This window comes from Kroppenstedtia guangzhouensis (assembly GCF_014637345.1).
In the GTDB taxonomy this organism is placed as follows: Bacteria; Bacillota; Bacilli; order Thermoactinomycetales; family DSM-45169; genus Kroppenstedtia; species Kroppenstedtia guangzhouensis.
Genome location: NZ_BMEX01000002.1, coordinates 388,939 through 413,353, shown reverse-complemented (window position 1 = coordinate 413,353; position 24,415 = coordinate 388,939). Strand labels below are relative to the sequence as shown.

At 54.1% G+C, this 24,415-nt stretch carries 15 protein-coding genes; 13 read left to right on the top strand and 2 right to left on the bottom strand.

Annotated features, from left to right (window positions below; all coding sequences use genetic code 11):
• The first annotated feature begins 68 nt into the window (after window positions 1-68).
• The 4 genes from IEV46_RS04380 to IEV46_RS04365 all read left to right on the top strand — a co-directional run bounded on the left by IEV46_RS04380 (window position 69) and on the right by IEV46_RS04365 (window position 3,853).
• Window positions 69-1,286 carry an MFS transporter gene (locus IEV46_RS04380; RefSeq protein WP_188430281.1) on the top strand — a complete coding sequence of 406 codons (1,218 nt, stop codon included), beginning with the start codon at window positions 69-71 and terminating at the stop codon, window positions 1,284-1,286.
• Window positions 1,287-1,348: 62 nt separating this feature from the next.
• Window positions 1,349-2,332 carry a 2-hydroxyacid dehydrogenase gene (locus IEV46_RS04375; RefSeq protein ID WP_188430279.1) on the top strand — a complete coding sequence of 328 codons (984 nt, stop codon included), beginning with the start codon at window positions 1,349-1,351 and terminating at the stop codon, window positions 2,330-2,332.
• A 535-nt stretch (window positions 2,333-2,867) separates the two neighbouring features.
• Window positions 2,868-3,344 carry a transcription elongation factor GreA gene (gene greA / locus IEV46_RS04370; protein ID WP_188430277.1) on the top strand — a complete coding sequence of 159 codons (477 nt, stop codon included), beginning with the start codon at window positions 2,868-2,870 and terminating at the stop codon, window positions 3,342-3,344.
• Between the two features lie 125 nt (window positions 3,345-3,469).
• Window positions 3,470-3,853, top strand: a complete 384-nt coding sequence (locus tag IEV46_RS04365; RefSeq protein ID WP_188430275.1) for a hypothetical protein — start codon at window positions 3,470-3,472, stop codon at window positions 3,851-3,853.
• Window positions 3,854-3,906: 53 nt separating this feature from the next.
• Here the strand turns inward: IEV46_RS04365 and IEV46_RS04360 are convergent, their stop codons facing one another.
• Window positions 3,907-4,377, bottom strand: a complete 471-nt coding sequence (locus IEV46_RS04360) for a hypothetical protein (protein WP_188430274.1) — start codon at window positions 4,375-4,377, stop codon at window positions 3,907-3,909.
• A 109-nt stretch (window positions 4,378-4,486) separates the two neighbouring features.
• On the opposite strand from IEV46_RS04360, the gene IEV46_RS04355 reads away from it, so the two are divergent.
• Together IEV46_RS04355 and IEV46_RS04350 are read left to right on the top strand one after the other, a co-directional pair.
• A complete protein-coding gene (locus IEV46_RS04355) occupies window positions 4,487-5,626 on the top strand; it encodes a metallophosphoesterase family protein (protein ID WP_188430272.1) in 1,140 nt (379 codons plus the stop codon).
• Complete coding sequence (locus IEV46_RS04350) at window positions 5,623-8,535, top strand: AAA family ATPase (RefSeq protein WP_188430270.1); 2,913 nt, start codon at window positions 5,623-5,625, stop codon at window positions 8,533-8,535. Before IEV46_RS04355 ends, IEV46_RS04350 begins: the two co-directional genes overlap by 4 nt.
• Before the next feature lie 65 nt (window positions 8,536-8,600).
• On the opposite strand, the gene mnmH is transcribed toward IEV46_RS04350, so the two are convergent.
• Window positions 8,601-9,665 (bottom strand): tRNA 2-selenouridine(34) synthase MnmH, encoded by a 1,065-nt coding sequence (gene mnmH / locus IEV46_RS04345; RefSeq protein ID WP_188430267.1) that lies wholly within the window; start codon window positions 9,663-9,665, stop codon window positions 8,601-8,603.
• A gap of 369 nt (window positions 9,666-10,034) precedes the next feature.
• Between mnmH and IEV46_RS04340 the strand changes: the two genes are divergently transcribed.
• The 7 genes from IEV46_RS04340 (at window position 10,035) to tkt (ending at window position 24,387) form a co-directional block, all read left to right on the top strand.
• Window positions 10,035-13,277: a PD-(D/E)XK nuclease family protein gene (locus IEV46_RS04340; protein ID WP_188430265.1), complete on the top strand. Its 3,243-nt coding sequence runs from the start codon at window positions 10,035-10,037 to the stop codon at window positions 13,275-13,277.
• The gene (locus IEV46_RS04335) at window positions 13,274-16,798 is read left to right on the top strand and encodes a UvrD-helicase domain-containing protein (protein ID WP_188430263.1); all 3,525 of its coding nucleotides are present in this window, start codon (window positions 13,274-13,276) and stop codon (window positions 16,796-16,798) included. Before IEV46_RS04340 ends, IEV46_RS04335 begins: the two co-directional genes overlap by 4 nt.
• 113 nt (window positions 16,799-16,911) lie before the next feature.
• On the top strand, window positions 16,912-19,008 hold the full coding sequence (locus tag IEV46_RS04330) for a transglycosylase domain-containing protein (RefSeq protein ID WP_188430261.1): 2,097 nt from the start codon (window positions 16,912-16,914) through the stop codon (window positions 19,006-19,008).
• A gap of 123 nt (window positions 19,009-19,131) precedes the next feature.
• A complete protein-coding gene (locus IEV46_RS04325; protein ID WP_188430259.1) occupies window positions 19,132-19,485 on the top strand; it encodes a hypothetical protein in 354 nt (117 codons plus the stop codon).
• Between the two features lie 148 nt (window positions 19,486-19,633).
• Window positions 19,634-21,787, top strand: a complete 2,154-nt coding sequence (locus IEV46_RS04320; RefSeq protein ID WP_188430257.1) for a RelA/SpoT family protein — start codon at window positions 19,634-19,636, stop codon at window positions 21,785-21,787.
• Window positions 21,788-21,808: 21 nt separating this feature from the next.
• Window positions 21,809-22,258 carry a D-aminoacyl-tRNA deacylase gene (gene dtd, locus IEV46_RS04315; protein ID WP_188430254.1) on the top strand — a complete coding sequence of 150 codons (450 nt, stop codon included), beginning with the start codon at window positions 21,809-21,811 and terminating at the stop codon, window positions 22,256-22,258.
• Between the two features lie 113 nt (window positions 22,259-22,371).
• Window positions 22,372-24,387 carry a transketolase gene (gene tkt, locus IEV46_RS04310; protein WP_188430252.1) on the top strand — a complete coding sequence of 672 codons (2,016 nt, stop codon included), beginning with the start codon at window positions 22,372-22,374 and terminating at the stop codon, window positions 24,385-24,387.
• Window positions 24,388-24,415: the final 28 nt, after the last annotated feature.

Genomic DNA, 24,415 nt, shown 5'->3' with positions numbered 1-24,415 from the left:
ATTTTTTACCTCGGTTGCCGGAGTAAAATTAAGAGTGGGTTTGGTTAAGCTATGCTTGGTGAGGTCTTATGCGCTTATTGGGGGATATCGATCGCTTGGACCGCCCGGCATGGCTTCTTTTGGTTATCAGCGGATTATATGCTGTATCCACCGCGCTGTCCAATACTTTTGTCAATGTTTATCTGTGGAAACTGAAGGAGGATTTCGCGGTCATCGGTTATTACAACCTGGCCAACTATCTGGCGATGGCTGTTACATTTGTGTTGGCCGGTCGTCTGGCCAAACAAGTGGACCGGGTGATTGCGATCCGAATCGGGGTGGCGTTGCAGGCCCTTTTTTATTTGGCTGTGCTTCTGTTGGGAGGCCGTTCGGTGGAGCTGGTCTTTCTGCTTGGGTTGTTTCTGGGAGTGGGTTCCGGGTTTTTCTGGCTGTCCTACAATGTTCTCTATTTTGAGATCACTGAACGGCACAACCGGGATATCTATAATGGATTCAACGGACTGATCACATCGGGGGCGGGGATTCTGGCACCGGTGATCTCCGGCTGGATCATCACCCGGATTGATCATTTTACCGGTTACCGGTTGATATTCGCTTTGTCCTTGGCGGTTTTTCTGGCTGCGGTTGCTGTCAGTTTTATGCTCAAACGGAGAAGTGCCAACGGAGTCTACCGGCTGAAGGAAATTCTGCGGTTGGCTTTGGATCGGGGAAACCACTGGTATTGGGTGAATCTGGCGATGATTGCCCAGGGAACCCGGGAAGGACTGTTCGCTTTTCTGATCAGTCTCTTGATCTATGTGGCCACAGGGAATGAATTGTCTTTGGGCGGGTATCTGACTGCTTCCTCCGTGGTGGCCTTGATCGCGTATTTTGTCGTGGGCCGGTTTATGAGGGTCAACTGGAGGGATGAAAGTATCTTGATCGGAGCGGTCATGCTGGGGATTGCAGTCCTTCCCCTCATCTGGGATGTAAATACCTGGACGTTGGTGGTGTTGGGGATGGGAGTGGCCCTTTTTTATCCGGTTTACATGGTCCCCTTGACATCAGCAGTGTTTGATGTCATCGGAGAAAACCAGGAAACTGCACGCCTCCGTGTCGAATATGTGGTGGCCAGGGAATTGGCTCTCAATGTGGGCCGGATTTTGAGCGTCACCGCTTTTCTATGGTGGGTGCAGGGGATTTCCGAGCCGTCTGAATTACGATGGTTGGTTTTGCCCGTGGGCTTTGTCCAGTTGTTTGCCTGGCTGGCCATTCGCCAGGTTCCATTGTTGGAACAGGAATTCTGAAGAAAAAATTTTTCTCGCGGGTGAAAACAAGTCCGGTTATTTTGACTCTGTGGTCAGGGAGAGTGAACGAATTGAAAAATAAAAAGCCCAAGGTCCTTGTGACCCGGGAGATTCCAGCGGAAGGTCTCGATTTGTTGAACAAACATTGCGAAGTGACAGTGGGTGCCCGGGATCGGATGTTGAGTCGGGAAGAACTCCTCGGTTTAGTAAAAGAAAAAGATGCTTTGTTGTCCATGTTGACGGATCAGGTGGATAGGGTATTGATGGAGACCGCACCGAGTCTGAAAGTGGTCAGCAACTTTGCTGTCGGTTTTGACAATATCGATGTGGAGGAAGCGACCCGTCGGGGGATTGCCGTGACCCACACGCCGGAAGTGTTGACCGATGCGACGGCAGATCTTGCCTTCACTTTGCTGCTGGATGTGGCCCGCCGAGTAACCGAGGGGGATCGGCTCACCCGGGCGGGGAGGTGGAAAGAGTGGGCTCCTCTGTTTCATCTGGGAAAGGATGTATCGGGATCCACCCTCGGCATTATCGGGATGGGCCGGATTGGACGGGCTGTGGCCAAACGAGCCCGAGGCTTTGACATGAAGGTGTTTTACCATTCCAGAACCCGTCTCCCGCTGGAGGAAGAAAAAAAACTGGGTGTAAGTTATCTTCCATTTCGGGATCTGCTGCGACAATCAGACTTTGTTTCCCTCCACGCCCCCTACAATGACAACACCCATCATCTGATCGGCCGGGAGGAGTTTTCTCTGATGAAAGAGAGTGCCTATCTCATCAATACCTCCCGGGGAGCATTGGTGGATGAACCCGCGTTGGTGAAAGCCCTGCAACAGGGGGAAATTGCCGGTGCCGGCTTGGATGTATATGAAGATGAACCCCGGCTCGCTTCCGGACTGGCCCATTTGAATTCAGTGGTGCTGGCTCCTCATCTGGGAAGTGCCACCCGGGAAACCCGGGGCCGGATGGCTGTGACGGCAGCCCAAAATGTAGTTGCGGAATTATGTGGCATCGGGGTGTCCAAACGCGTCAATTCCCTATAATCCCGTTATGGAGAAACCCGCTCTGTAATGAAAGGTTTTTGCATCGAAAAATTCATCGGGAGAAAGGCAGATCCCATCTTCATCGGCCAAAACAAACTGAAGTGTGGGGAGATACCGGTTTACAGGGCTGTTGATTGACCAGAGAGTCGTGTACTGTCGCAGCGAGACCGGGAGCGAAGCGAGCTGGGGTGAGAACAGCGCTCCGAAGGTGCAACTGCCGCTTGGTCATACACGAATATCTAAAATATGTCTAATCGACACATTTGCTCTGACTGGCTTACATATAAATGTCCCTCGAAGAGAGCTGCTTCGGGAGTCCCTTTTAAGGTGGAAGGATTTGTGATAATATATCTCTCAGTCCTCTCCGGATGTGGAGATCGGCCGCTGTTACACATATGCTGTGCTGACCAAACATCGAGCGGCATACAATCCTATTCAGATGAAATTTGCCTCTTTTACGCAAGTATTGGAGTGAAAGGGCTTACAAAAAACGGTGAAGTCATAAAAACCGTTTGTCTTCCAAGGAGGAATCGGTATGGCACAGAAAAAAGAAGTCCTTCTGACCGAAGAGGGTCTGGCAAAGGTAAAAGATGAACTGGAGCTTTACAGGACGAAGCGCCGTCAAGATGTGGCCAACCGGTTGAAGGAGGCCATCGCTCAGGGAGACCTGAGTGAAAATGCGGAATACGATGCGGCTAAAGAGGAACAAGCCTTTGTGGAATCCCGGATTATGACCCTTGAAAATATGGTCCGCAACGCCAAAATTATTGACCAGGATACGCAAAACAAACATTTTGTCAGTGTCGGTGCCAAGGTGACCATTCAGGAGCTGCCTGATGGTGATGAAGAGACGTATACCATCGTGGGAAGCGCCGAGTCTGATCCCATCTCCGGCAAAATCTCCAATGAATCCCCGATCGGTGCTGAACTGATCGGTAAACGGGAAGGTGAGACCGTGAAGGTTCCCGCTCCTTCGGGAACCTTGGAATTCAAAATCATATCCATCCATTGAGCTGAAAGCTGCCATTTCCGATGTGGCAGCTTTCTCTGTCCATCGACGAGAGAATGTGACAGGGAAAACCACAGGTTGCGGAAATTGTGGTATTCTGGAAAGGGAATGGATCGGGAGGGATGTTCGTGTCTGCACGTTATCCATCCGCCAGTCTTTTTATCGGCGGTTATGAACATGAAGAAAGGCAACCTCATCCTTTGGTGGCCATGGACTTTGCCAATGAAGCGGAAGCTTGGGAGGCGAGTCAATGGTTGTCGGGAGAAGAGAGGCTCATTTTGCAGATGAGATCGACCCCGGAGGGGGATCTTCGAGTGTCGATAGCCACCGGGTCAGAAATCGTGTGTGAGGGAGAAGTGTGGAGGGACGAGATGTGGCGCATCTTTATGGAATATTTACGGCAAGGGGAAGCCGTTTTGTTTGCCGTTTCCGTCGGCGGGACAGTTCGGCCGGAAACACTCTCTCCCCTACCTGGGGAAGCGGTGCAAATTTCGGAAGAAGCAAGGAATTGATGTTGTGACAGTCTCCCGACAAACAGACGGCCCCGTAGGGGGCCGCCCTTTTTTCAATGACTGCGCTGCTTGATCCGTACCTTAAATTGATTTGCCAACGGCAGAAGCGTTCGATCGCTTTTGTACTCCACCCACTGGTTTTGCGGGTTTTTCAATAATAACCTCGGCTGATCCCAGTGGTGGGTCGGGGGAGTGACAATCATCTCCCGGATTGGATGACCGGGAGGTGAGGAAGTGAGAACGACAGGGTTCGGAAACCGAAATAATACATACTGGTCCGGAAGGTTGAAGGACCGCATCCCGGCCATCTGATGGATTCCGGCCAGCACTTGTTCCAACTCTTCCTGCATCCCCCGGTTCACCCGGAAAGGGATCTGCTTTTGATGAATGACACGGTAGCCTTCCACTTGGGAGATTTTTGCCGGTGGACGAAGGGGGAAATGGGCCTCAGTCATTTGAAGAGGGTGCCAAAGGAAAAAAGGGATGAAACAAGCTGCGATTATCCATCGTGTAAATGGCATCATGTGTTCTTTCCCCTTTGATTTCGTATTTTTTCATTCCACGATAGTTTGGGAAAAACGATGTCAGAACATACTACGCCTCACCGTGGGCAAGTGGGTCAAGGTGATTCAGATGAAATCATTCACATTTGTACATACCGCTGATCTCCATCTGGACCTCCCCTTTCAAGGATGGAAGGGAAAAGAAGGCCAAGGATGGGTGCGGCGGCAGGAACAAAGACGGACTTTTGAGACCATCATTGGATTGGTGAAGAAGAGAAATGCCGATTTTTTACTGATCGCCGGTGATTTGTTGGAACATGAGACCGCCAGCCGGTCCACAGCACAGTGGGTGATTGAGCAAATTCGTCAAATCCCAAAGACCTGTGTATTGATCACTCCAGGGAACCACGATCCATTGCGGGAGGACTCCTTTTACAAAACCCTCGATTGGCCCTCCCACGTCCACATCTTTGGTTCGGATTGGGAAGTGCTCGGATACGATGAGTTTTCCCTCCGGGTTTTTGGGAAAGGCTTTGCGGATTATGAAGAACCCGAGAGCCGTTTTCCCGCCGCCCCTCTCCCGGAGAAGGGAGAGAGAAGGATCATGCTGGTTCACGGGACCTACTCGCCCTATCGTGCAGATTCGCCCTACTTCCCTTTGTGCGATCAAGACCTTCTCCCCCTGGAGTTGGATTATGTGGCCCTGGGCCATATACATCAGCCCTCCCTTCATCGATTGGACAATCATCGGGGTACCTGGATCTGTTATCCCGGATCCCCGGAAAGTCTGCGCTGGAAAGAGACCGGAGAGCGGACGGTGACAGTGGGAAGCTTTGGAATGGACGGGCTCAGTCTGGAACGCATTGCAGTGCAAACCCGTCGCTATGAAGTGGATCAGGTGGATGTGCAAGGATGTGATACGGAAGATCAGTTGATCCGGCATATTCTTGACAAAATCCCTCCGGGAGAGGAGCGGCAGGCATGTCGCCGGATTTATCTTTGCGGGCGCCGGCCTGCCGATCTCTCTCTGCAGGGAGAGTGGATTTTGAGCCGGTTGGAGGAAGAGGGGTTCCATTATGTGGAGGTTGAGGATGAAACTTTCCCTGATTATGATTTGGATCAGATTCGGAAAAGGGATGGTTTGGCAGGTCTGTTCGTGCGCAAGATGGAAGAGCGGATCGATGGGGCGAATCCCGAGGAAGCCGATCTCCTGCGTCAATCTCTGTATAAAGGACTGGATGCGCTCATGGTGAAGGGGAGTCGGTCATGAAGTTAAAACGTGTATATTTCCGAGGATTTGGTCGCTGGGTGGACCGAGAATTCCGGTTTCAAGATGGCCTCAATCTGATTGAAGCACCCAATGAATCAGGTAAATCGACTCTGATCCGGGGATTGACGGCTCTTATGTACGGCGGCAAGAAGGACGGTGTGGGCCGGCGGATCCGGGAAGACTGGCTGGAAGCATACCAGCCCTGGAACGGAAAGGATTATGGAGGGGAAGTGGATTTTTCCGTCAGGGGGCGGGAGTATCGCTTGATCCGTACTCTGCAATGGGAAGAGGACCGGGAACAGCTGGTGGATCTTTGGACCGGCAGGGATCTCTCCAGTGATTTTTCCATGGACAGACGAAAAGACCGGAATTTTATAGAAGGGTTGACGGGACTGTCCCGGAATTTGTTTCAGCAGATGGCTTGGATCCGGTCGGTTCCTCTGTCGGGGGATCATCAAGTGGTAGACAAAATCCGACAGCTGATCCATCAGGGAGAGGAAATGAATGTCCGCCCCGCCCTGGAACACTTGGAAAAGGAGATTCAAGGGATCGGAAAAACCACTGCAGCCAAAAACAAGCCCTATGGGATGATATTGGCCAAATGTGCAGAACTGGAAGCCGAAGTGGCTGCATTGAGAGCGACTTATCGAAGCGTGAGGGAAGACCAAGCCCGATTGGCCGGAATGAAAGCGGAGCGAGCGGAGCTGTCCGAAAAAAAGGAACACCTTTCCCGCCGAGTAAAAACTTTGCAAGAAGCCCTCAACCAGGCTAAAGAACGGGAGGCTTTGTTGGAAAAAAAGAAACATCTGGAGTATATTCAGGAGCGCTGGACGGAATTGGCGGATCAAGTGACCCGGCTGGAAAGGGAGCGGGAAGGAGTTAAACCGCCTTATCTGTTGTCTGATGAAGAGGTGGAAGAGATTCGAGGCTTGATCGACGGAAATAACCGACCGGAAGACCGGGCAGACCGGATTGAAGAACGCCTTCGGTCCCTGGCGGAGGAGATTCAGGACTGGGAGGAGAAGAATTCCTCACTCCTCAGTATCGATGAACGATGGCTTCAAAAGCAACTTTCCGATCTGGAAGAGGGTTGTCGATTGAAAGAGAATCTTAAGACCCCGGACTTCCAGGGAACTATCGATGACCGGGTCAAGGGAATCCAGATGGAGAAGGACTTCAAAAAGCTGACTGAACTCCAAGAACGGGAAGAGAAGCTGCGTAAAGAGCGGGAAGCTTTGGAGGATCATCGTCGCAATTGGCGGATGAGACTGGATCTGATTGAACGGGAAAAATTTCTCACCCAAGTGGTGGATGCCCAGGTGCCACCCGCCCGGTCCAGTTTTCGTTGGCTTTGGCTGACAGGGGCAGGACTGGCTTTCTTCCTGTTGATGCTCTTTTTGATCCCGGGACTTTCCGTTGTAGGGCTGCTTTTTTCGATCTTTGCCTATGTTCGGTATTGGCGCCTGCGACAGGTGGATCGCCAAGTTCGGCAAGAATGGGAAGAACGCCACGAGAAGCTCAAGCGCGACCGGGAGAGGGTTCGTCGGGAGCGCCGGGAGCTGGAATCAGGAGGGGAATCCCTCTCCGATCCCGATCATCTGCGAGAGGGCTTGACGAAAGTAGAAGAAAAGCTCAATAAAGTCCATCACTCTCTGGCGATGGTGATTCAGGAACAGGAAGCTCTCCTGAACCGTTGGAGAGCAGACTCCACTGTGAAGTTGGGACAGTTGGTGGATCAGCAGTTCCAGAAGATCCGCGAACGGGAAGAGGCACGGCAACAGGACCGGGAAAACCGGGAGCGTCTCGAAGAGATTCGCCGGGAAGCGGAGGAAGGAGCGACGGTTTTCCGTGACCGCCTCGGAGCCTTTGATTTCCAATCCTGGCTGAATGGGTGGATCGCGATCGGGGAAGAAGCACAAAAAGCCCGGGATCACTTGAACAGCTTGAAATTGGAATCGACCACTCTGGAGAAGGAGTTGCACCGTCTGATTCCGGAAATGGAATACCGAAGTCAACAGCGTGCCCGTTGGAAAGAAAAGCTGGGAAGCGACGATCCAAATCTGTGGACGGAATGGATGTTAGCCAGTGAGCATGTTCGTCGCCTGGATGATCGATTGGAGGCAGCCCGTTCTGCTCTGAAAAAGGAAACGGAACGCAAAGAAGCGGAAGCCTGGGATCTGGAGTTGGAAAAAGTCCGGAAACGACTGGAGGAAAAGGGGAACGAGGGGCAAGAGAGTGTGGCAAAGCTCGCCGACGATCTTCAGGAGTCAAAACGGGAATTGGAGTTGATCAGTGGAAAGCACCGGGAAAAAGAGGCTGAGGTCCTTCGCTTGGAGGAGCGCCTCCAAACCCTGCTCTCCGGAGTTCCTTCCCTGGCAGAACGAGAGACACAGCTGGCGGAGTTCCGGGCGGAAAAGGAACGGTTGGAACGGAAGCGAACCGTGTTGGAGACCGCGAAGGAAGTGTTGGAAGAAGCGACCCGGGAGATCCGGGAAGATCTGTCTCCCCGATTGGCCCCCCATGCTTCCCGTTGGATCAGCAAGGTGACGGGAGGTCGCTACCGGGATCTTTTGATTGACCCCGCCGAAGGGATCGGTCTCAGTGTCTTTGTTCCGGAAACCGGTGAACGACAACCGATGGAGAGGTTGAGCCGTGGTACTGTTGATCAGATGTATTTTGCCATGCGTCTGGCCTTGATTCGGTTTTTTTCAGAACATGGAAGTCTCTCGCTTCCGGTGATTCTCGATGACAGCCTGGTTCATTTTGACGGGGAGCGGATCCGGGAAGCGCTTCGCATTCTCGGGGAGATGGCTGAAGAGCACCAGGTGATTCTGTGTACCTGTCAAATTCGTGAACGCAGACTGTTGGAGGAGGAGAAAATTCCCTTTGTGCTTCAGTCTCTTTCTTGAGTGACGATCCCCGAAAGGAACAGGAGGCGGTCGGAGACCCTTCCAAAAGGGAAACCGGCCAGCCCTTAACTGTGGGTCTGTGCCGGTTGTAGGTGCTGATAAAAGAGTTTTAGATTCTCAGTCGCTCGGACGAGATCGTCGGAACAGATGCGAAGGGCAAAGCTTTTCTCGTATTGATCCTGGGTGTGCCGATAGCGGGGGTCATAGTGTTCCCGGAGCAAGGTTCGAACCATGGGAGAGTACTCCTCCCGCCGCGCCCACTCGTAAAGCTGTGTGCGGATATCGGGAGAAAACCGCCTTTCAATACGGGCTAGAGCTCCCAAAACGTTTTGCCGGAAGGATTCCGTATCCTCTCTATCAGTCAAATAACTGTCCAGAATGTGATGCACCCGGGTATCCATAGAAGCTTCCACCAGAACGGGGATTCCTACTTCCTTTGCCCTTTCCAGAAAATCAGGCATATGAACCCGGCCGATTCGCTTGCTTTCCGCCTCCATGAAGAGGTAAGGCGCTTCCTGATGCGCTTCCAACACTTCGAGGAGAAGGGAGTCAAACATCCGTTGATTACGTGGACGAATTTCACCCAGGCTACCGAAGGCGGAGCCGCGGTGCCCCGCCAATTCTTCCAAATCCAGCACAGGCAGGCCCGACTCCCGCAAACGGTGGAGGATGGCGGTTTTTCCGACACCAGTGAGCCCGTGCAGAACGATCAAGCGGGGCTTCAGGGTATAGTTGGACAAGCGTTGCACCACGTATTCCCGGTAAGCCCGATATCCGCCCTTCAGGCGAAGGGCAGGCACCTCCACCAAATCGAGAAAGACAGCCATAGACCGGCTGCGCATCCCTCCGCGCCAGCAAAATAAGAGAGGGGTTCGTCCCCGGGACTGCTCCTGCACCGATTCCACCAGGCGGGGGATTTTTGGAGAGACTATCTCCATTCCAAGCCGAAGGGCTTCTTTCTTTCCTTGTTGTTTATATACGGTCCCGATCCGGGCACGTTCTTCGTTATCAAACAAAGGCACATTGACCGCCCCGGGAATGGTGGCGGTCTCAAATTCCCCGGGGGACCGGACATCGATCCAACGGATTCCTTGTTCTTTGGTAGCAGCATCGATTTCGATGTCTTTCATGCCATTTCACTCCATACTGGAATTGAGAGGTGGAAGTGAGATCAGGAAATTCCTTATATCTCTCACTCAGGATGATCCCTATTGTACCACAGTGATGGAAAGGCACAAAAAAACGGCGGCACAAACAGAACCGGCGGGGATCCGGGTGGAGTGAAAATCCATGTCAGGGCTGTTGGTTAACCGGAAAATAGGAAGTGGAAAGGAAGTTGTGTGCTGCCATGGCGAGAAAAGGAGCGAAGCGACCCCGGCGAGACTGGTGCCCTGTGGGTGCAATCGGAGCGTGGTCATACACGATCTCTCCAATCAAAATATGGCTAATCAACACCCCGAGTCCATGTATCAGGTTTAGCGAACGGGGAGGTGACACAGATGGCCGGTGAAGTGGTTTTGCATTCTGTTTCCCGAGCGATCCGGGGAGTGGGGTTGACCCATCTTCCTCTGGGTCGGGGCGGGACAGTCTGTTTGGTACCCGGTTCCGCAACGGTACGGGATTATCGGAGGCTGTTCTACAAGCATCAAATTCCGGAAAAGCAGGTGACTGTGCAAAGCTTTGATTCCTTTGTCATGGGATTGATGCCGGGGAAGTCGGCCCGGCTCATGACACCGGTGGAACAGGAGTTGTTGGTGCAACAGGCAGTATCCCGTGTCATTGAGGAGGGAGGGTTCAGCTATTTCCGGCGGATGGCGGAACGTCCGGGCTGGCTGAAGCTGATGGAGGTGAGCATCGGCGAGCTGAAACGGGCGGGGGTTCGCCCGCCCCGGCTTCGCCGGTTATGGGGGGATGCTTCAGAGGAAAAGTACAGGGAGATGACCCGGGTCTACGAAGTCTATCAGGAATTGCTCCGTGAATTCGGTCTTCTGGATCATGAAGAGCCCTTCCTGATCGCCATGGAACGGGTGCGCAAAGGAGAGTGCCAATTGCCGGAGCGGGTGGTGGCAGAACACTTTGTAGATCTTTCCCACCTCCAGGAGCAGCTCCTGGTGCAATTGGTCAGTGCGGGAGTTCCGGTCTCCCTTCATCTGGGGTGGGATGCCCGCCGTTCCCGGCTTTTTTCTGAAACGCGGCGTTTGGTCGATCGTCTGTCCCAACGGGGCTTTCACATCCGAAAAGTATTTTCCCCCGCCCCGGACACAGGTAAAACAGGAGCGCTCCTCCAGCTGGAGGAGGAAGCCTTTCATCCTTCCCCCGAGACGGTGAAGGGAGAGGGAGCAGTGGAAGTGTTGTCCGCACCGGGGGAGGCTCACGAAGTGGAAGTGGTGGTGGCAGCAGTGAAACAGTGGCTCCTCCAATCAGGGGCAGCCCTCTCCGATGTAGCTCTGGTAACCAACCGACCGGAGGAATATCATCCGCTCCTGTTTACTTCCTTGAAAAAAGCGGGAATCCCCTTTGACCGACCGGAAGAGATTCCCTTGAGCCAACACCCTCTTTTGGGACTGGTCCGGTCGGCTTTGGCTCTGCGAATGGGGAAAGAGGAGCTTCGTCTTGAACTGGTGGACCATCCCTGCCTGCCTTGGATCAGAGTTGAAGGGGAGGGACGGATTTGGCGGGAAATCTTGCGGCAGATAGGCCGCCCACAAAATCGGGTCGATCTCCGACAAGGGCTCACTGGAATCCATCCTGAACACTTCGGATGCACGGAAGAATCCCTGGCCCGTCTGCAAAGTTTTTATCAATGGTTGGAGGAGATCCCCACAGAGCAGACTTGGAGAGGATGGGTGGAGTGGATGACCGATTGGATCCGCCCCTTGGATCCCCGACCCCGGGCCAGGCAAGTCATAGGGAATCCGGAAGGGATGGAGCTCTGGGCTGTTGAGGTGAAAGCGTGGAAAAGCCTGTGTTCCATCGCAGACGAGTGGGCGGCCGTGTTTGCAAGGAGCGGCGGTCTGGGGGAAGAAGGTTGCAATCTGGCCACCTTTGCCGCAGTTCTGGAACAGGCGGCCAGAGGGAAGAAGGTGGTAAAGCGTCCTGCCCGCCGGGGGGGGATCCGTCTGCTGGAACCCAACCGGATCCGGGGAGACCGTTATCGGGCAGTTTTTGTGTTGGGGTGCACAGAAGGAAAATGGCCCCGCTTTTTCCGGGAGGATTGGCTCATTCCTGATCAGGAGCGGCTCCGTCTGAGGGAAGAGGGACTATCTCTTCCCTTGGCGGAGGAATTGAGAGAACATCAACTTCTTCCTTTCTTCTTCTGTGCAGTGGCGGCGACGGAAAAGCTGGTCTTCTCCTATTCATCGGCTTCACCGGAGGGAAAGGGGCAACTCGCCTCCCCCTATTTGCAAGAGTTGTTGCAGGTTTTTGGAAAAGAGGGGGTTCAGAAGCGGAAGAGGAGCATCGGAGATCGTCTGCCCTTGCTTTGGGAAGATTGCACTTTTCTCCTGCAGGGGGCGGAAAGAGCCGTCGCTTCCTTGGCCGCCGGCGGGTCGAAATCTGATGTTTTGGCAGAGAGGGTTTTACATCGCCTACGCGAGGATTCTCCCTCATGGTTTGACACTTTCTCGGCAAGGGTCCGGGCAGAAGGAAAACGGGGGAGCGAAGGTTTCACCGTCTTTGATGGAGTGATTCCCTCTTCCTCCCTTCCCGCCGACTTGGGTGTGAAACTGCGGGATGGGGTTTGGAGTGCCTCGGTGCTCAATGAGGTGGCCCGTTGCCGCTTTCATTACTTTGCCGGGCGAATCTTGGGAGCACAATCCCCGGATGTGCAGGATGAAGCCTTGTCGCCGCTGGAAAGGGGCAACCTGATGCACCGAATTCTTTGCCGGTTTTGGGACCGATATCGTGAACAGCCGCCGATGTCATCCAGTGCGGAGAGTGCCCGGGAGCATCTGATCGCGGTGACGGAATCGGTTTTCTCCGAATTTGTCCGGGAAAAAGGGAAGACCCGCCCACCTGCATTGTTGGGGGTGGAGCGAAAACGGCTGGAACGGTTGCTCCTATCGATCCTCGACCATGATCTGGAGTGGCGGAAGAATGTCGACGGGGAGATTCGTCCCCGTTTTCTGGAGTTGTCTTTCGGCATGGACAAAAATTCGACTTTGGTCGATCGGCGGGAAATGGACCCTTCCAGCAGGGAAGAGACGGCGGAGTTGTCCCTGGGGAATGGTCGGTTCCTTCGCCTGCGGGGAAAGGTGGACCGGGTGGACCAGGACGAGGAAGGATATTATATGGTGTACGATTACAAATCCGGTTCTGCCCCCGGTTTGAAGGAAGTGTTGCAGGGAATCCATCTCCAGCTTCCTCTCTATCTGTGGGTACTTCAGGAAGCCTTCGGAATGGATCCCGCAAAGGCAGTGGGAGCCGCATATTTCACACCTGGAACCCGAAAGGGGAAGTCACCGGGGGATCACCGCAACCGGGGAATCTGGCGAAAAGAGGAGGCCCGCCGGGCAGGGATCGGGTCCCGGGTCAAAGGAGTACTGGAGGAAGGCGCCTGGGAAGAGGTGTTGGGGAGGATTCGCGCAGGGTTGGCAAAACGCCTGGAGCTTTTGGAACAGGGGGATTTTGCCGTAGATCCCGCTGGCGGAACATGTCCGGACCATTGTCCCCACCGATCCGTCTGCCGGGTGGATGAACAACGGCTGGTGTGGAAAAGTGAAGCGGGGAGGGAACTGACATGAGCACCTCCCTTTCATTGACACCGGATCAATATCGAGCGGTCCATTCCCTGGATACGGATTGTATCGTTTCCGCCGGGGCCGGTTCCGGGAAAACGAGGGTCTTGGTGGAACGGTATCTCACCATTCTCGACCACCATCGATCAGAGCCGGAGTGTGTGGATCGGATTGTCGCCATCACCTTCACCGAAAAGGCAGCGACGGAGATGAAGAAGCGAATCCGCCAGGGGATCCGGGAGAGGATGGAGACGGCCCGTGCCCAGGGTGACGATGAAGGAGCGGGCTGCTGGTATCGGTTACTGATTTCAGCGGAACGCATCCGCGTCTCCACCATCCATTCTTTCTGTACGACTTTGTTGCGTGAGCATCCGGTGGAGGCCGACGTGGATCCCACCTTCCGGGTGTTGAATGAACAGGAGGCGGGGCTTTTGCTCCGGGATGCGGTGGAAGAAATCCTCGTTCCCGCTGTGGAGGGGATGGAGAAGAATGCACCCGGATCCCTGGCAGCTCTGTGGGGTCTTGACGGACTGCGAACCCGTTTTACTTCCGCTTATCAGGAGATGGCGGGCAATGGTTGGGATCCGGCCTCCTTGTCTCAACGGACACTTCATCATTTCTCCGACACGATGGATCAATTGCGGAGAGGACTTCCAGGGATATTGGAGGCAGTGCGGAAGTCGGGAGATGTTCTCCGGCGGGTGAAGGGAGGGAAGAAGGCGACAGCTTTCCAAAGGGAGTGGCCCCACCTCTCTGCGAGGCTGGCGGAAGAGACGACGCCGGCGGAATTGCTCTCCCTTTTGGAGGAAATCATGGGCTTGCTCGGAGGCAATTGGGGACGGAAGGAGGAAGTGATCCTCCCTCGGGACCATATGAAAGAAGCGGTGTCACAAGCCTTGCAAACCGCCGGCAGTCTCGCTTTCTCTCCGGAAGAAGAAGAGGTTCTCCGCTGGGTGATCCGGGTGATGGAGCAGGTGGATGCCAAGTATAAGAGAAAAAAGGAAGAGCGGAATTGCCTGGATTTTGACGAACTGCAATTCCGGGCGGTTACCCTGCTGCGGAAACATTCCCGGATTTGTCGGGAGGTGCGCTCTCAGATCCGCTATTTGATGGTGGATGAATTTCAAGATACCAATGAGGCGCAGAAACAGCTGATCGATCTTCTCTGTCCTGGACCGGACGGGGGGAGAATTCCGGGAAAACTTTTCGTTGTCGGAGACCCGAAACAATCGATCTATCGTTTTCGCGGTGCCGAAGTGACAGTATTCGGCCAAACCCGGGATGAGATCCTCCAATCCGGGGGGAAGGAAGTCGCCCTGGTGGACAATTTCCGGTCTGACGGTGCTCTGGTGGGATTTATCAACGGGCTTTTCAGCAAGCTGATGCGGGGAGTGCCGGGGGAAGCGAATCACTATCAGCCTGCCCGGGCCGGCCGCCTCAGTGGTGACGGTCCCCGGGTGGAGTTCTTGGCGGTGGATGCTGCCGAGGCGGACCCGCGGGCTGTGGAGGCTGCTGCGATCGCGCGACGGATCAGTGAATTGGCGGAAGAGGGGATTCCCTACGGGGGGATGGCGATCCTGTTTCAGGCCATGACCCATGTGAAACAGATGGAGAAGGTTCTGATTCGGGAAGGGGTTCCTTGCCATGTGGTGGGAGGGAGCGGTTTTTACGCACAACAGGAGATCTTTGATCTTCTCAATTTCATGCGAATCTTGGAAGATCCGGAAGACACATTGGCTATGGTGGGCGTTCTTCGTTCCCCCTTTTGCGGGGTGTCTGATGAGACTCTCCTCCACCTCGCCCGGGAGGAGGGGTGGGTCCAGAACCGGGGACATTGGGTGGAGAAGGGTTGTTCCCCGGAGGAAAGTCGTAAACTTAAGCAGTTCCTGCATCAGTTTGAGCGTTTCCGGCAGTTCAAAGGGCGGGTTCCGGTGGCTGATCTGTTGTCCGACCTTCTGGAACAAAGTGGATACATTCATGTGATCTGGTCGACTCCCCGGGGGAAACAGGCCCGGGCCAACCTGGAGAAGTTTTTGCAACTTCTGCGACAGTGGAAGGATGTGGATGCCAATTCATTGAAGTCGATCCTGGACAAGGTGGATCGACTGACAGAATTGGAGGACCGGGAAACGGAAGCACCGGTGGAAGCCGAGGAAGAAAACAGTGTCAGACTGATGAGTATTCATCAGTCCAAAGGACTGGAGTTTCCGGTCGTCTTTGTACCAGATCTGGCGCGGAAACCTCTCATCGATGTCCCAGACATCAAGTTGGACCGGGAGGCGGGAGTGGTGGTCCGCCTGGTGGATGAGACCGGAGAAAAAAGGGAGCCCTTTCGCTGGCAGCTGGTGATGGACAGAGAGCGGGAACTGTCCCGGGAGGAATCGGTTCGACTTTTCTATGTGGCGACGACCCGGGCGGAACAGCGTTTGATCTTGAGCGGGATTCCAGAGGAACACAAGGGTCTTCAAAAAGGAGAGGAGATTCTGTCGGCGAACACCTGGTCGAAATGGATGGATGGTGTGCTGGGCTTCAGCCGTATCGATTGGGAGCGGGGGATCTGGAACTTTGCCGACGGGAATTCCGAGGTGGCTGTTCAAAGATGCCGGGACAGCGACTTGGATGGGAGGATCAAACCTTCCACACTCCCCGGTGGTCTCCCTGGGGGGCAGACTCCGCCGCCGACGAAGGGGACATCCTTTATTGGGGAGGAGATGCTCATTCCCCGGGGATTTACAGACAGGGATCGGCTGGAAGTGAGTGTGACCGACCTGGTCACTTTGACCAATTGTCCGCGTCGGTACTACTTTGAACATGTGGTGGGGATGCCATCCATGGAGGACGGGGACCCCGTTTTTCCGGAAAATCCGGGGGAGGCGGAAGTTCCTGTTCTGGAGCCCCGCATCAAAGGCCAGATTGTACATCGGCTGATGGAAGTCCATCCGTTTCCCGCGGAAAAAAGTTGGATCGCCCGGTGCCGGGAATTGTTGGAGGAGTGGCGGATACCGTCGAAATTGCAACCTCGGGCCCTGGAAGAGATTCGTCCGCTGATGGAATCCTACCTGAACAGCCGCTTCTATCTGGAGCAAGAGCGTTTGGCCGGAAAGGAAAACGAGTGGCGCTTTATCCGCTGTTCCAACGGGCTGGAAGTGGAAGGAGTGCTGGATCGAATCCATTGCACCCGGGATGGAGTGTGGGAGCTGGTTGACTATAAAACCAACGATATTTCGGAAGAAAGAGTGGAAGAGGTGGCTCAAGAGTATCTGCCCCAACTTCAGCTTTATGCCCTGGCTGTTCGGGAAGAGTGGGGAATCGAAGCTGGACGAGCGATTCTCTTTTTCCTAAAACCGGGCCGGTGTGTGGAATACCGGATGGATCGTGAATGGATAAAACGAGCGGAGGAGACTCTCCGGGATTCCGCCCGTTTATTGCAACAGGGAGAACAGATGGAGGATTTCCCGCTCCGCCCGGGAAGACGATGCAACTATTGCAATTTCCGCAACATTTGTGAGGGAGGAGCCGGGTTGTAAACTTTTCCTCTTCCCCTGCGGCTTCTGTGGTATGATAGGAACATCTTCACCGGCAAATTTCATACGGATCGACAGCGGCCCGAGAGGGGCCTTTTTTGAAGGAGTCGTCTGAGATGAAGGCAAAAAGGAAAAATTCCTTAAAAGATGTGGTTGCCGCCTGGTGGCGAAGAGCATGGGTCCGAAAAACGGTCTGGACCCTGACTGCACTGATCTTACTCTTCATTATCACTTTCAACATTCTTGTTGGAACCCGGGATGTGAGCGCCTTGGATCGTGCAGCCCCCCAACCGACGGTGATCATCGATCAAAACGGGGAAGTGGCCAGCAGAATCTCCGCCTCCAAAACCGAGGCGGTGGGGATGAAAGAGATCCCCACCCATATGGTTCAGGCTGTGGTGGCGATCGAGGATCACCGGTTTTACAGCCATTCCGGTGTGGACTATTGGGGTTCCCTCCGAGCTGCTGTCACCAACCTGAAGGCCGGACATACGGTGCAGGGGGGGAGCACTCTGACTCAACAATTGGCCAAAAATGTATTCCTCACCCATGAGCGCACTTACAAACGGAAAATCAAAGAGGTTCTCTTGGCCAAGAAGATTGAACGCAGTTATACCAAAGATGAAATCATGGAAATGTATCTCAACACCATTTACTTCGGGGAAGGGGCCTGGGGACTGAAAAAGGCGGCCCGGACCTATTTTGGAAAGGAGCCTGAGGATCTGACCGTCGGGGAATCAGCCCTGTTGGCCGGGATGATTCAAGCCCCCTCCGCCTTGTCCCCTTTCAAAAACTTTAACAAGGCGATGACTCGCCGGGATGTCGTCCTCTCCAAGATGGTGACGGAAGGGTTTATCGATGAAAAGACAGCTCAAAAAGCAAAAGAGACAGACATCGTCTTAGAGGGACAAGAATCTGATGACTACAAAGGACGGTATCCTTCTTATGTGGATGCCATCATCCAGGAGGCGATCGATCGCTATGGCCTGACGGAGAAAGAGGTTCTCTCCGGGGGCTTGCGCATCTATACAGAGTTGGACCCCCGGATGCAACAGGCTGCAGAGAAGGTGTACGCCCGGGATGATCTGTTTCCCCAGGGGAAGGGAGATACCTTGGTACAAAGCGGGAGTGTGCTGGTGGATCCCAGGACGGGAGGGATCCGGGCTTTGGTGGGCGGACGTGGAGAACATGTTTTCCGGGGATTCAACCGGGCCACTCAGCTGAAGAGACAGCCTGGATCGACGATGAAACCGATCTCGGTTTATGCTCCCGCTCTCATCCAGGGATATGATCTTAATGCCCGACTGGTGGACCGACCGATCTCTTTTGGTAATTACGCGCCTAAAAATCAGAGTCAACAGTACTTGGGAGAGGTCACCATGTATGAAGCGGTGATCGATTCCCTCAACGTGCCGGCGGTCTGGTTGCTGGATCAAATCGGGGTGGACAAGGGATACCGATACGCCAAAACCTCGGGGATCGCCTTGACCGACGATGACCGTCAGTTGGCTCTGGCATTGGGAGGTTTGCAGGAAGGTGTTTCCCCGCTTCAGATGGCTCAGGCGTATTCCGCCTTTGCCAACAACGGCATTGTGGTGGATGCCCATGCGATTCGGCGGGTGGAGACGGTGGACGGAGAGGTGTTGGGTAAATGGTATAAGAAATCCGTTCGCGTCTCCCAACCTGTCGTCGCTCAGCAGATCACCTATATGTTGCGGGGGGTGGTGCAAGAGGGAACCGGTCGGAAGGCACAGATTCCGGGTCGTCCCACTGCCGGGAAGACAGGTACCACCCAGCTACCTGACGGACGGGACGGAGCCAAGGATAACTGGTTTGTCGGCTATACCCCGGAACTGGTGGGAGCGGTCTGGATCGGCTATGACAAAACCGATGCCAATCATTATCTGACCACCTCCAGTGGGAGCACTGCTGCCCCTGTCTTTCGGGAGCTGATGACCGGTGCCCTTCGGGGCCGTCCGGTGAAGGAATTCGATCTTTCCTCGGTCAAATGGAAGACACCTCCCAAAATTGACCGGACACCGCCGGAAGAGGAGCGCAAAGAGAAGGATGAAGGGAAGGAGGAAGATCGAGAGAGAGGAAAGCTGGGGGATCAGCTGAAAAAGGAATGGGAAAAGAGAAAGGAAAAAATAGAAAATGAATTAAAGAAAAAGCGAAAAGAATGGGAAGAGAAATGGAATGAATGGAAGAACTGAGTTTCTGTGAGGGGAAGGGGGGCGACGGTTGCTGAAGACCTTTCTTTCGCTGGAGTCCCCCTTTGGATCAGGAATTGTTTTTGCTAATCTGGGAAAAGACATCGAGAAAAGGGGGAAATCCTCTTGTTCGGCGATTTTTTCACCGAATTGGTTGCCGCATTTGCCACGTTGGTTGTAGTTGGCTTTTTGATTTGGATGGCCTTTGTTGTAATTCTCTTTTTTAAGGAGTTGTTCACTCCTGGCGATATTCAAGTGAGGGCTTATCTCTACCGGGTCTGGAAGATGTTTCTGTTCTCTTTTGAGATCACGGCATATGGAGGAGTGGTTGTGGCGCCGTATTTGATGAACAAGGCGGAAGAAGATGAAGTGACCCGATATACCATAATCATGATTCTGGCCATCCTGTTTTCAGCACTCTTTCTTTATATTCGTTATCAGACAGGCGGTTTCGGTTTTCGTCGCCGTCGCCGCGGTTGATCCCGTTGCGGTCTCGGTTCCGAGGAGGAACAAGGCTACCCGGCTTCGCCGGGCTTTTTCATATTTCCTTTTTCCTTTACTTCACGAGGGGGATTGGAGATAATATAAGGAAAAATTATTTGACTACATGATTTTAGGTGAGTGGGATATGCCGATTGAGGAATTGCTGGATCGAGCGGGTCATTATTTGAAAAAAGAAGACTTGGAACAGGTGGAAAAAGCCTATCTCTTTGCCGCGGAAGCCCATAAGGGTCAGACCCGCAAATCTGGTGAGGAATATATTCATCACCCGGTGGCAGTTGCTGGGATCCTGGCGGAACTTCAGATGGATGCTACCACTTTGATCTCCGCCATCCTCCATGATGTAGTGGAGGACACCGGGGCCACTTTGGAAACGATAGAGGCCGAATTCGGCGAGACGGTGGCTCAAATCGTGGATGGTCTGACCAAGTTGAAACAACGGATGAAATATAAATCCACGGCTGAGCACCAGGCGGAAAATCACCGCAAAATGTTTGTGGCCATGGCCCAGGATATCCGGGTGATCCTGATCAAATTGGCGGATCGCCTCCACAACATGCGAACCTTAAAATATCTTCCTGAGGCAAAACGGCGCCGAATTTCAAAAGAAACCCTGGAAATATTTGCTCCGTTAGCCCATCGTCTGGGGATTTCAACGATCAAATGGGAGTTGGAAGACAGTTCCCTGAGGAATCTCAACCCTCAGCAATATTACCGGATTGTCAATCTAATGAAGCAGAAACGGGCGGAACGGGAAAAGTTTCTGGATGAAGTGATTGCTACGATCCGTGAGCGTTTGGATGGGATGAATCTGTCTGCAGACATCTTCGGGAGGCCGAAACATATTTACAGCATCTACCGCAAGATGTTGAAAGATCACAAACAGTTCAATGAAATTTATGATCTGTTGGCCGTACGAGTAATCGTGGACTCGATCCGGGATTGCTATGCCGTCCTGGGGATCATTCACACCATCTGGAAACCGATGCCCGGGCGGTTCAAAGACTACATCGCTATGCCCAAGGCCAATATGTACCAATCTCTTCACACTACCGTGATCGGCCCTAAAGGTGAACCGATCGAGGTGCAGATCCGCACCCGGGAGATGCACCGGATTGCCGAATACGGAATTGCCGCACACTGGGCGTACAAAGAAGGGGCCCAGGTCAGTGAAGGATCCTTCAATGAAAAGTTGAAATTTTTCCGGGAAATTCTGGAGATGCAACAAGAGACCCATGATGCCCGGGAGTTTGTGGAAAACCTGAAGGTGGACTGGTTTTCCGATTCGGTGTTTGTCTTCACACCCAAAGGGGATGTTTTGGAGTTGCCTTCGGGATCGGTCCCCCTGGACTTCGCTTACCGAATCCATACAGAGGTGGGCAACCGCTGTATCGGTGCCAAGGTGAACAACAAAATTGTTCCCTTGGATCATCGCTTGAAGACAGGGGATATTGTGGAGATTCTCACTTCCAAACACAGTTACGGTCCGAGTCGGGACTGGTTGAAGCTGGTCAAATCCTCCCAGGCACGAAATAAAATCCGCAACTGGTTCAAGAAGGAGCGGAGAGAGGAGAGCGTGGTCAAAGGACAGGAAATGATTGAGACCGCGCTGAAAAAGCAGGATTATGATCCCTCTGTTGTCATGGGAGGCGATCGGGTTCGGGAAGTGGCCAATAACTTCAATTTTCCCGATGAAACCGACATGTATGCCGCCGTCGGATACGGAGGGATCTCCACCCATCAGGTGGTGAACAAGTTGACGGAAGGGATGCGTCCCGAAGAGGAGATGCCTCCGGTTCTTCCCGATGTGAAAGCGATGCCCACCCGAAGAAAACAACTGGATCGCGGGGTTCGGGTCAAAGGGGTGGACAATCTCCTGGTGCGTCTGTCCCGGTGTTGTCATCCGGTTCCCGGAGATGAGATCAAAGGTTTTGTCACTCAGGGAAGGGGGGTGTCGGTGCACCGGGCGGACTGTCCCAACCTGGAAGGGGTGGAAGAGGCCCGAATGATCCCTGTGGAGTGGGAAGGGGGACAGGATCAGTCCTACCAGGTGGATATAGAGGTGTCGGGGCTGGATCGAAACGGCTTGTTGAATGAAGTTCTGCAAGCCGTGGCCGAAATGAGGGTCACCCTGTCTGCGGTCAGCGGCAAGGCGGACAGGGGGGGCATGGCCCGGATCAGTATGTCTATCTCCATCCGCAACATCAATCACCTGCAGTCTGTGGTGGACAAAATCAAACGGGTGCCCGATATCTACAGTGTACGGCGCATCATGCAGTAAATCAGTCTGGGAGGGGAAAACGTGCGGGTTGTGGTGCAACGTGCCAAAAATGCCAGTGTCACGGTGAAAGGGGAGCAAACCGGGGCCATCGATCACGGCCTCGTTTGCCTGGTGGGATTTACTGAGGGGGACGGGGAGGAAGAGATCCGTCACCTTGCCGAAAAGTTGGTGCATCTGCGGATTTTTGAAGATGATGAGGGAAAGATGAACCGCTCTTTGTTGGATGTGGGGGGGGCAATTCTGTCTGTTTCCCAGTTTACTCTGTACGGAGACTGTCGAAGGGGAAGACGACCCAGCTTTATGGCTGCCGCGCGGCCGGAGGTGGCCGAGGCCCTCTACCAACAGTTTAATCGGCAGTTGGAGTCACACGGGGTCCGGGTGGAAACAGGGATCTTCGGTGCTATGATGCAGGTGGAGCTGACTAATGATGGTCCCGTGACCCTGATCCTGGAGAGGACATCGGACCATTGAACTGATATGCAATCCACCCCTTGGAATCCGGCGGATTCGTGAGGGGTTTTTTATTCGGCTGTGCTATAATACGCTTGAATGAGAAAGCAGAGGACAAGGAGGACTTTCTGTTTATGCCCAACACCGGCCAGTCGCTTGAAACTTTGGCTGTCAACACGATTCGAATGCTGTCCATCGACGGGGTGGAACAGGCTAAATCCGGCCACCCAGGGATGCCCATGGGAGCAGCGCCCATGGCTTATACACTTTGGTCCCGCTTCATGAAGCACAATCCGGATCACCCGGATTGGTTCGACAGGGATCGTTTCATCCTGTCTGCAGGCCACGGATCGATGCTTTTATACAGCCTGTTGCATCTCTTTGGTTACGATCTGTCCATGAAAGAGCTGAAAAACTTTCGGCAATGGGGCAGCAAAACCCCAGGCCACCCGGAATACGGTCACACTCCCGGTGTGGAAGCGACCACGGGTCCCTTGGGACAGGGGATCTCCAACGCCGTCGGAATGGCGATGGCGGAGGCTCACATGGCCGCCGTTTTCAATCGGGACGGATTTCCGGTGATCGATCATTATACTTATACCATTTGCGGTGACGGGGATCTGATGGAAGGGGTATCGGCAGAAGCAGCATCCTTGGCCGGTCATCTCCGCTTGGGCAAACTGATCGCCCTGTACGATTCCAACGATATTTCCCTGGACGGGGAGACGAATCTTTCTTTCACGGAGAATGTGCAACAACGCTTTGAGGCCTACGGCTGGCAGGTGCTCCGGGTGGAAGAGGAAAACAATCTCGATGCGATCGCTTCCGCTATTGAAGAAGCCCGGAGAGAAACCTACCGGCCGACCCTGATCGAGGTGAAAACCACGATCGGCTACGGCAGCCCCAACCTGGCCGGCACTTCCGAAGTTCACGGGAAAGCCATCGGAGCGGAGGAAGCGGCTCAGGTGCGCAAAGCCTACGGATGGCCATGGGATGAGCCCTTTTATGTGCCTGGGGAAGTGAAGGAGCATTTCCGGACATTGAAAGAGAAGGGGAAACAGGCTGAAGCGGAGTGGAAGAGACTCTTCGAAAACTATAAACAAGCCCATCCGGAACTGGGGGAGCGGCTGGAGAAAGCCATTCGCGGCGAGCTTCCCGCCGGTTGGGAGGAGAATTTGCCGGTTTATGAAGCCGGAAGCAAAAAAATCGCCACACGTGCCGCCTCCGGCGCCGCCTTGAACGCCCTGGCCCGAAAGGTTCCTCACTTGGTGGGGGGTTCTGCCGATCTCGCTTCATCCAATCAAACCATGCTGAAAGAGGAGCGGGACTTTCAGGCAGGTGATTACACCGGTCGCAATATCTGGTTTGGTGTGCGGGAACATGCCATGGGGGCTGTACTGAACGGAATGGCCTATCATGGCGGACTGCGTCCTTACGGAGGGACCTTTCTGGTCTTCTCCGATTATATGCGGGGGGCGATGCGTCTGTCGGCTCTGTCGTGTCTGCCGGTGCTGTATGTGCTTACCCATGACAGTATTTCTGTCGGGGAGGACGGTCCGACTCATGAGCCGGTGGAGCAGATTCCTTCCCTGCGCCTGATTCCCAACCTGAAAGTATTCCGGCCCGGTGATGCCAATGAAACGGTGGCCGCCTACCGCTATGCCATGATGAAAACCGACGGACCCGTGGCGATGGCACTCAGTCGGCAAGGGCTTCCGGTACTGGAAGGAACGGCGGACCGGGGGCGGGATGGGGTTCTCCATGGGGGATATGTCCTGGTCGATGCGGAAAACGGCCAGCCTGATGTGATCCTGATCGCCACGGGATCAGAGGTTCATCTTGCTGTGGAAGCCCGGAAAGAGCTGGGCCGAGAGGGGGTCCAGGCCCGGGTGGTCAGCATGCCCTGTCGCGAACTCTTTGATGAACAAGCGGAATCCTACCGTGAAGCGGTGCTTCCCTCGGCAGTGAGGGCACGGGTGGTGGTGGAGGCGGCACATCCCTCCGGTTGGGAGAAATACACCGGTGACCGGGGAGCTGTGATCGGGATCGATACCTTTGGTGCCTCCGCCCCGGGGCCTGTGGTGATGGAACAGTACGGGTTCACCGTGGAAAATGTGGTCAAACATGCGAAAAAAGTACTGCAGGCTTGATATCCATGACGAAAAACCCGTCTCCTGA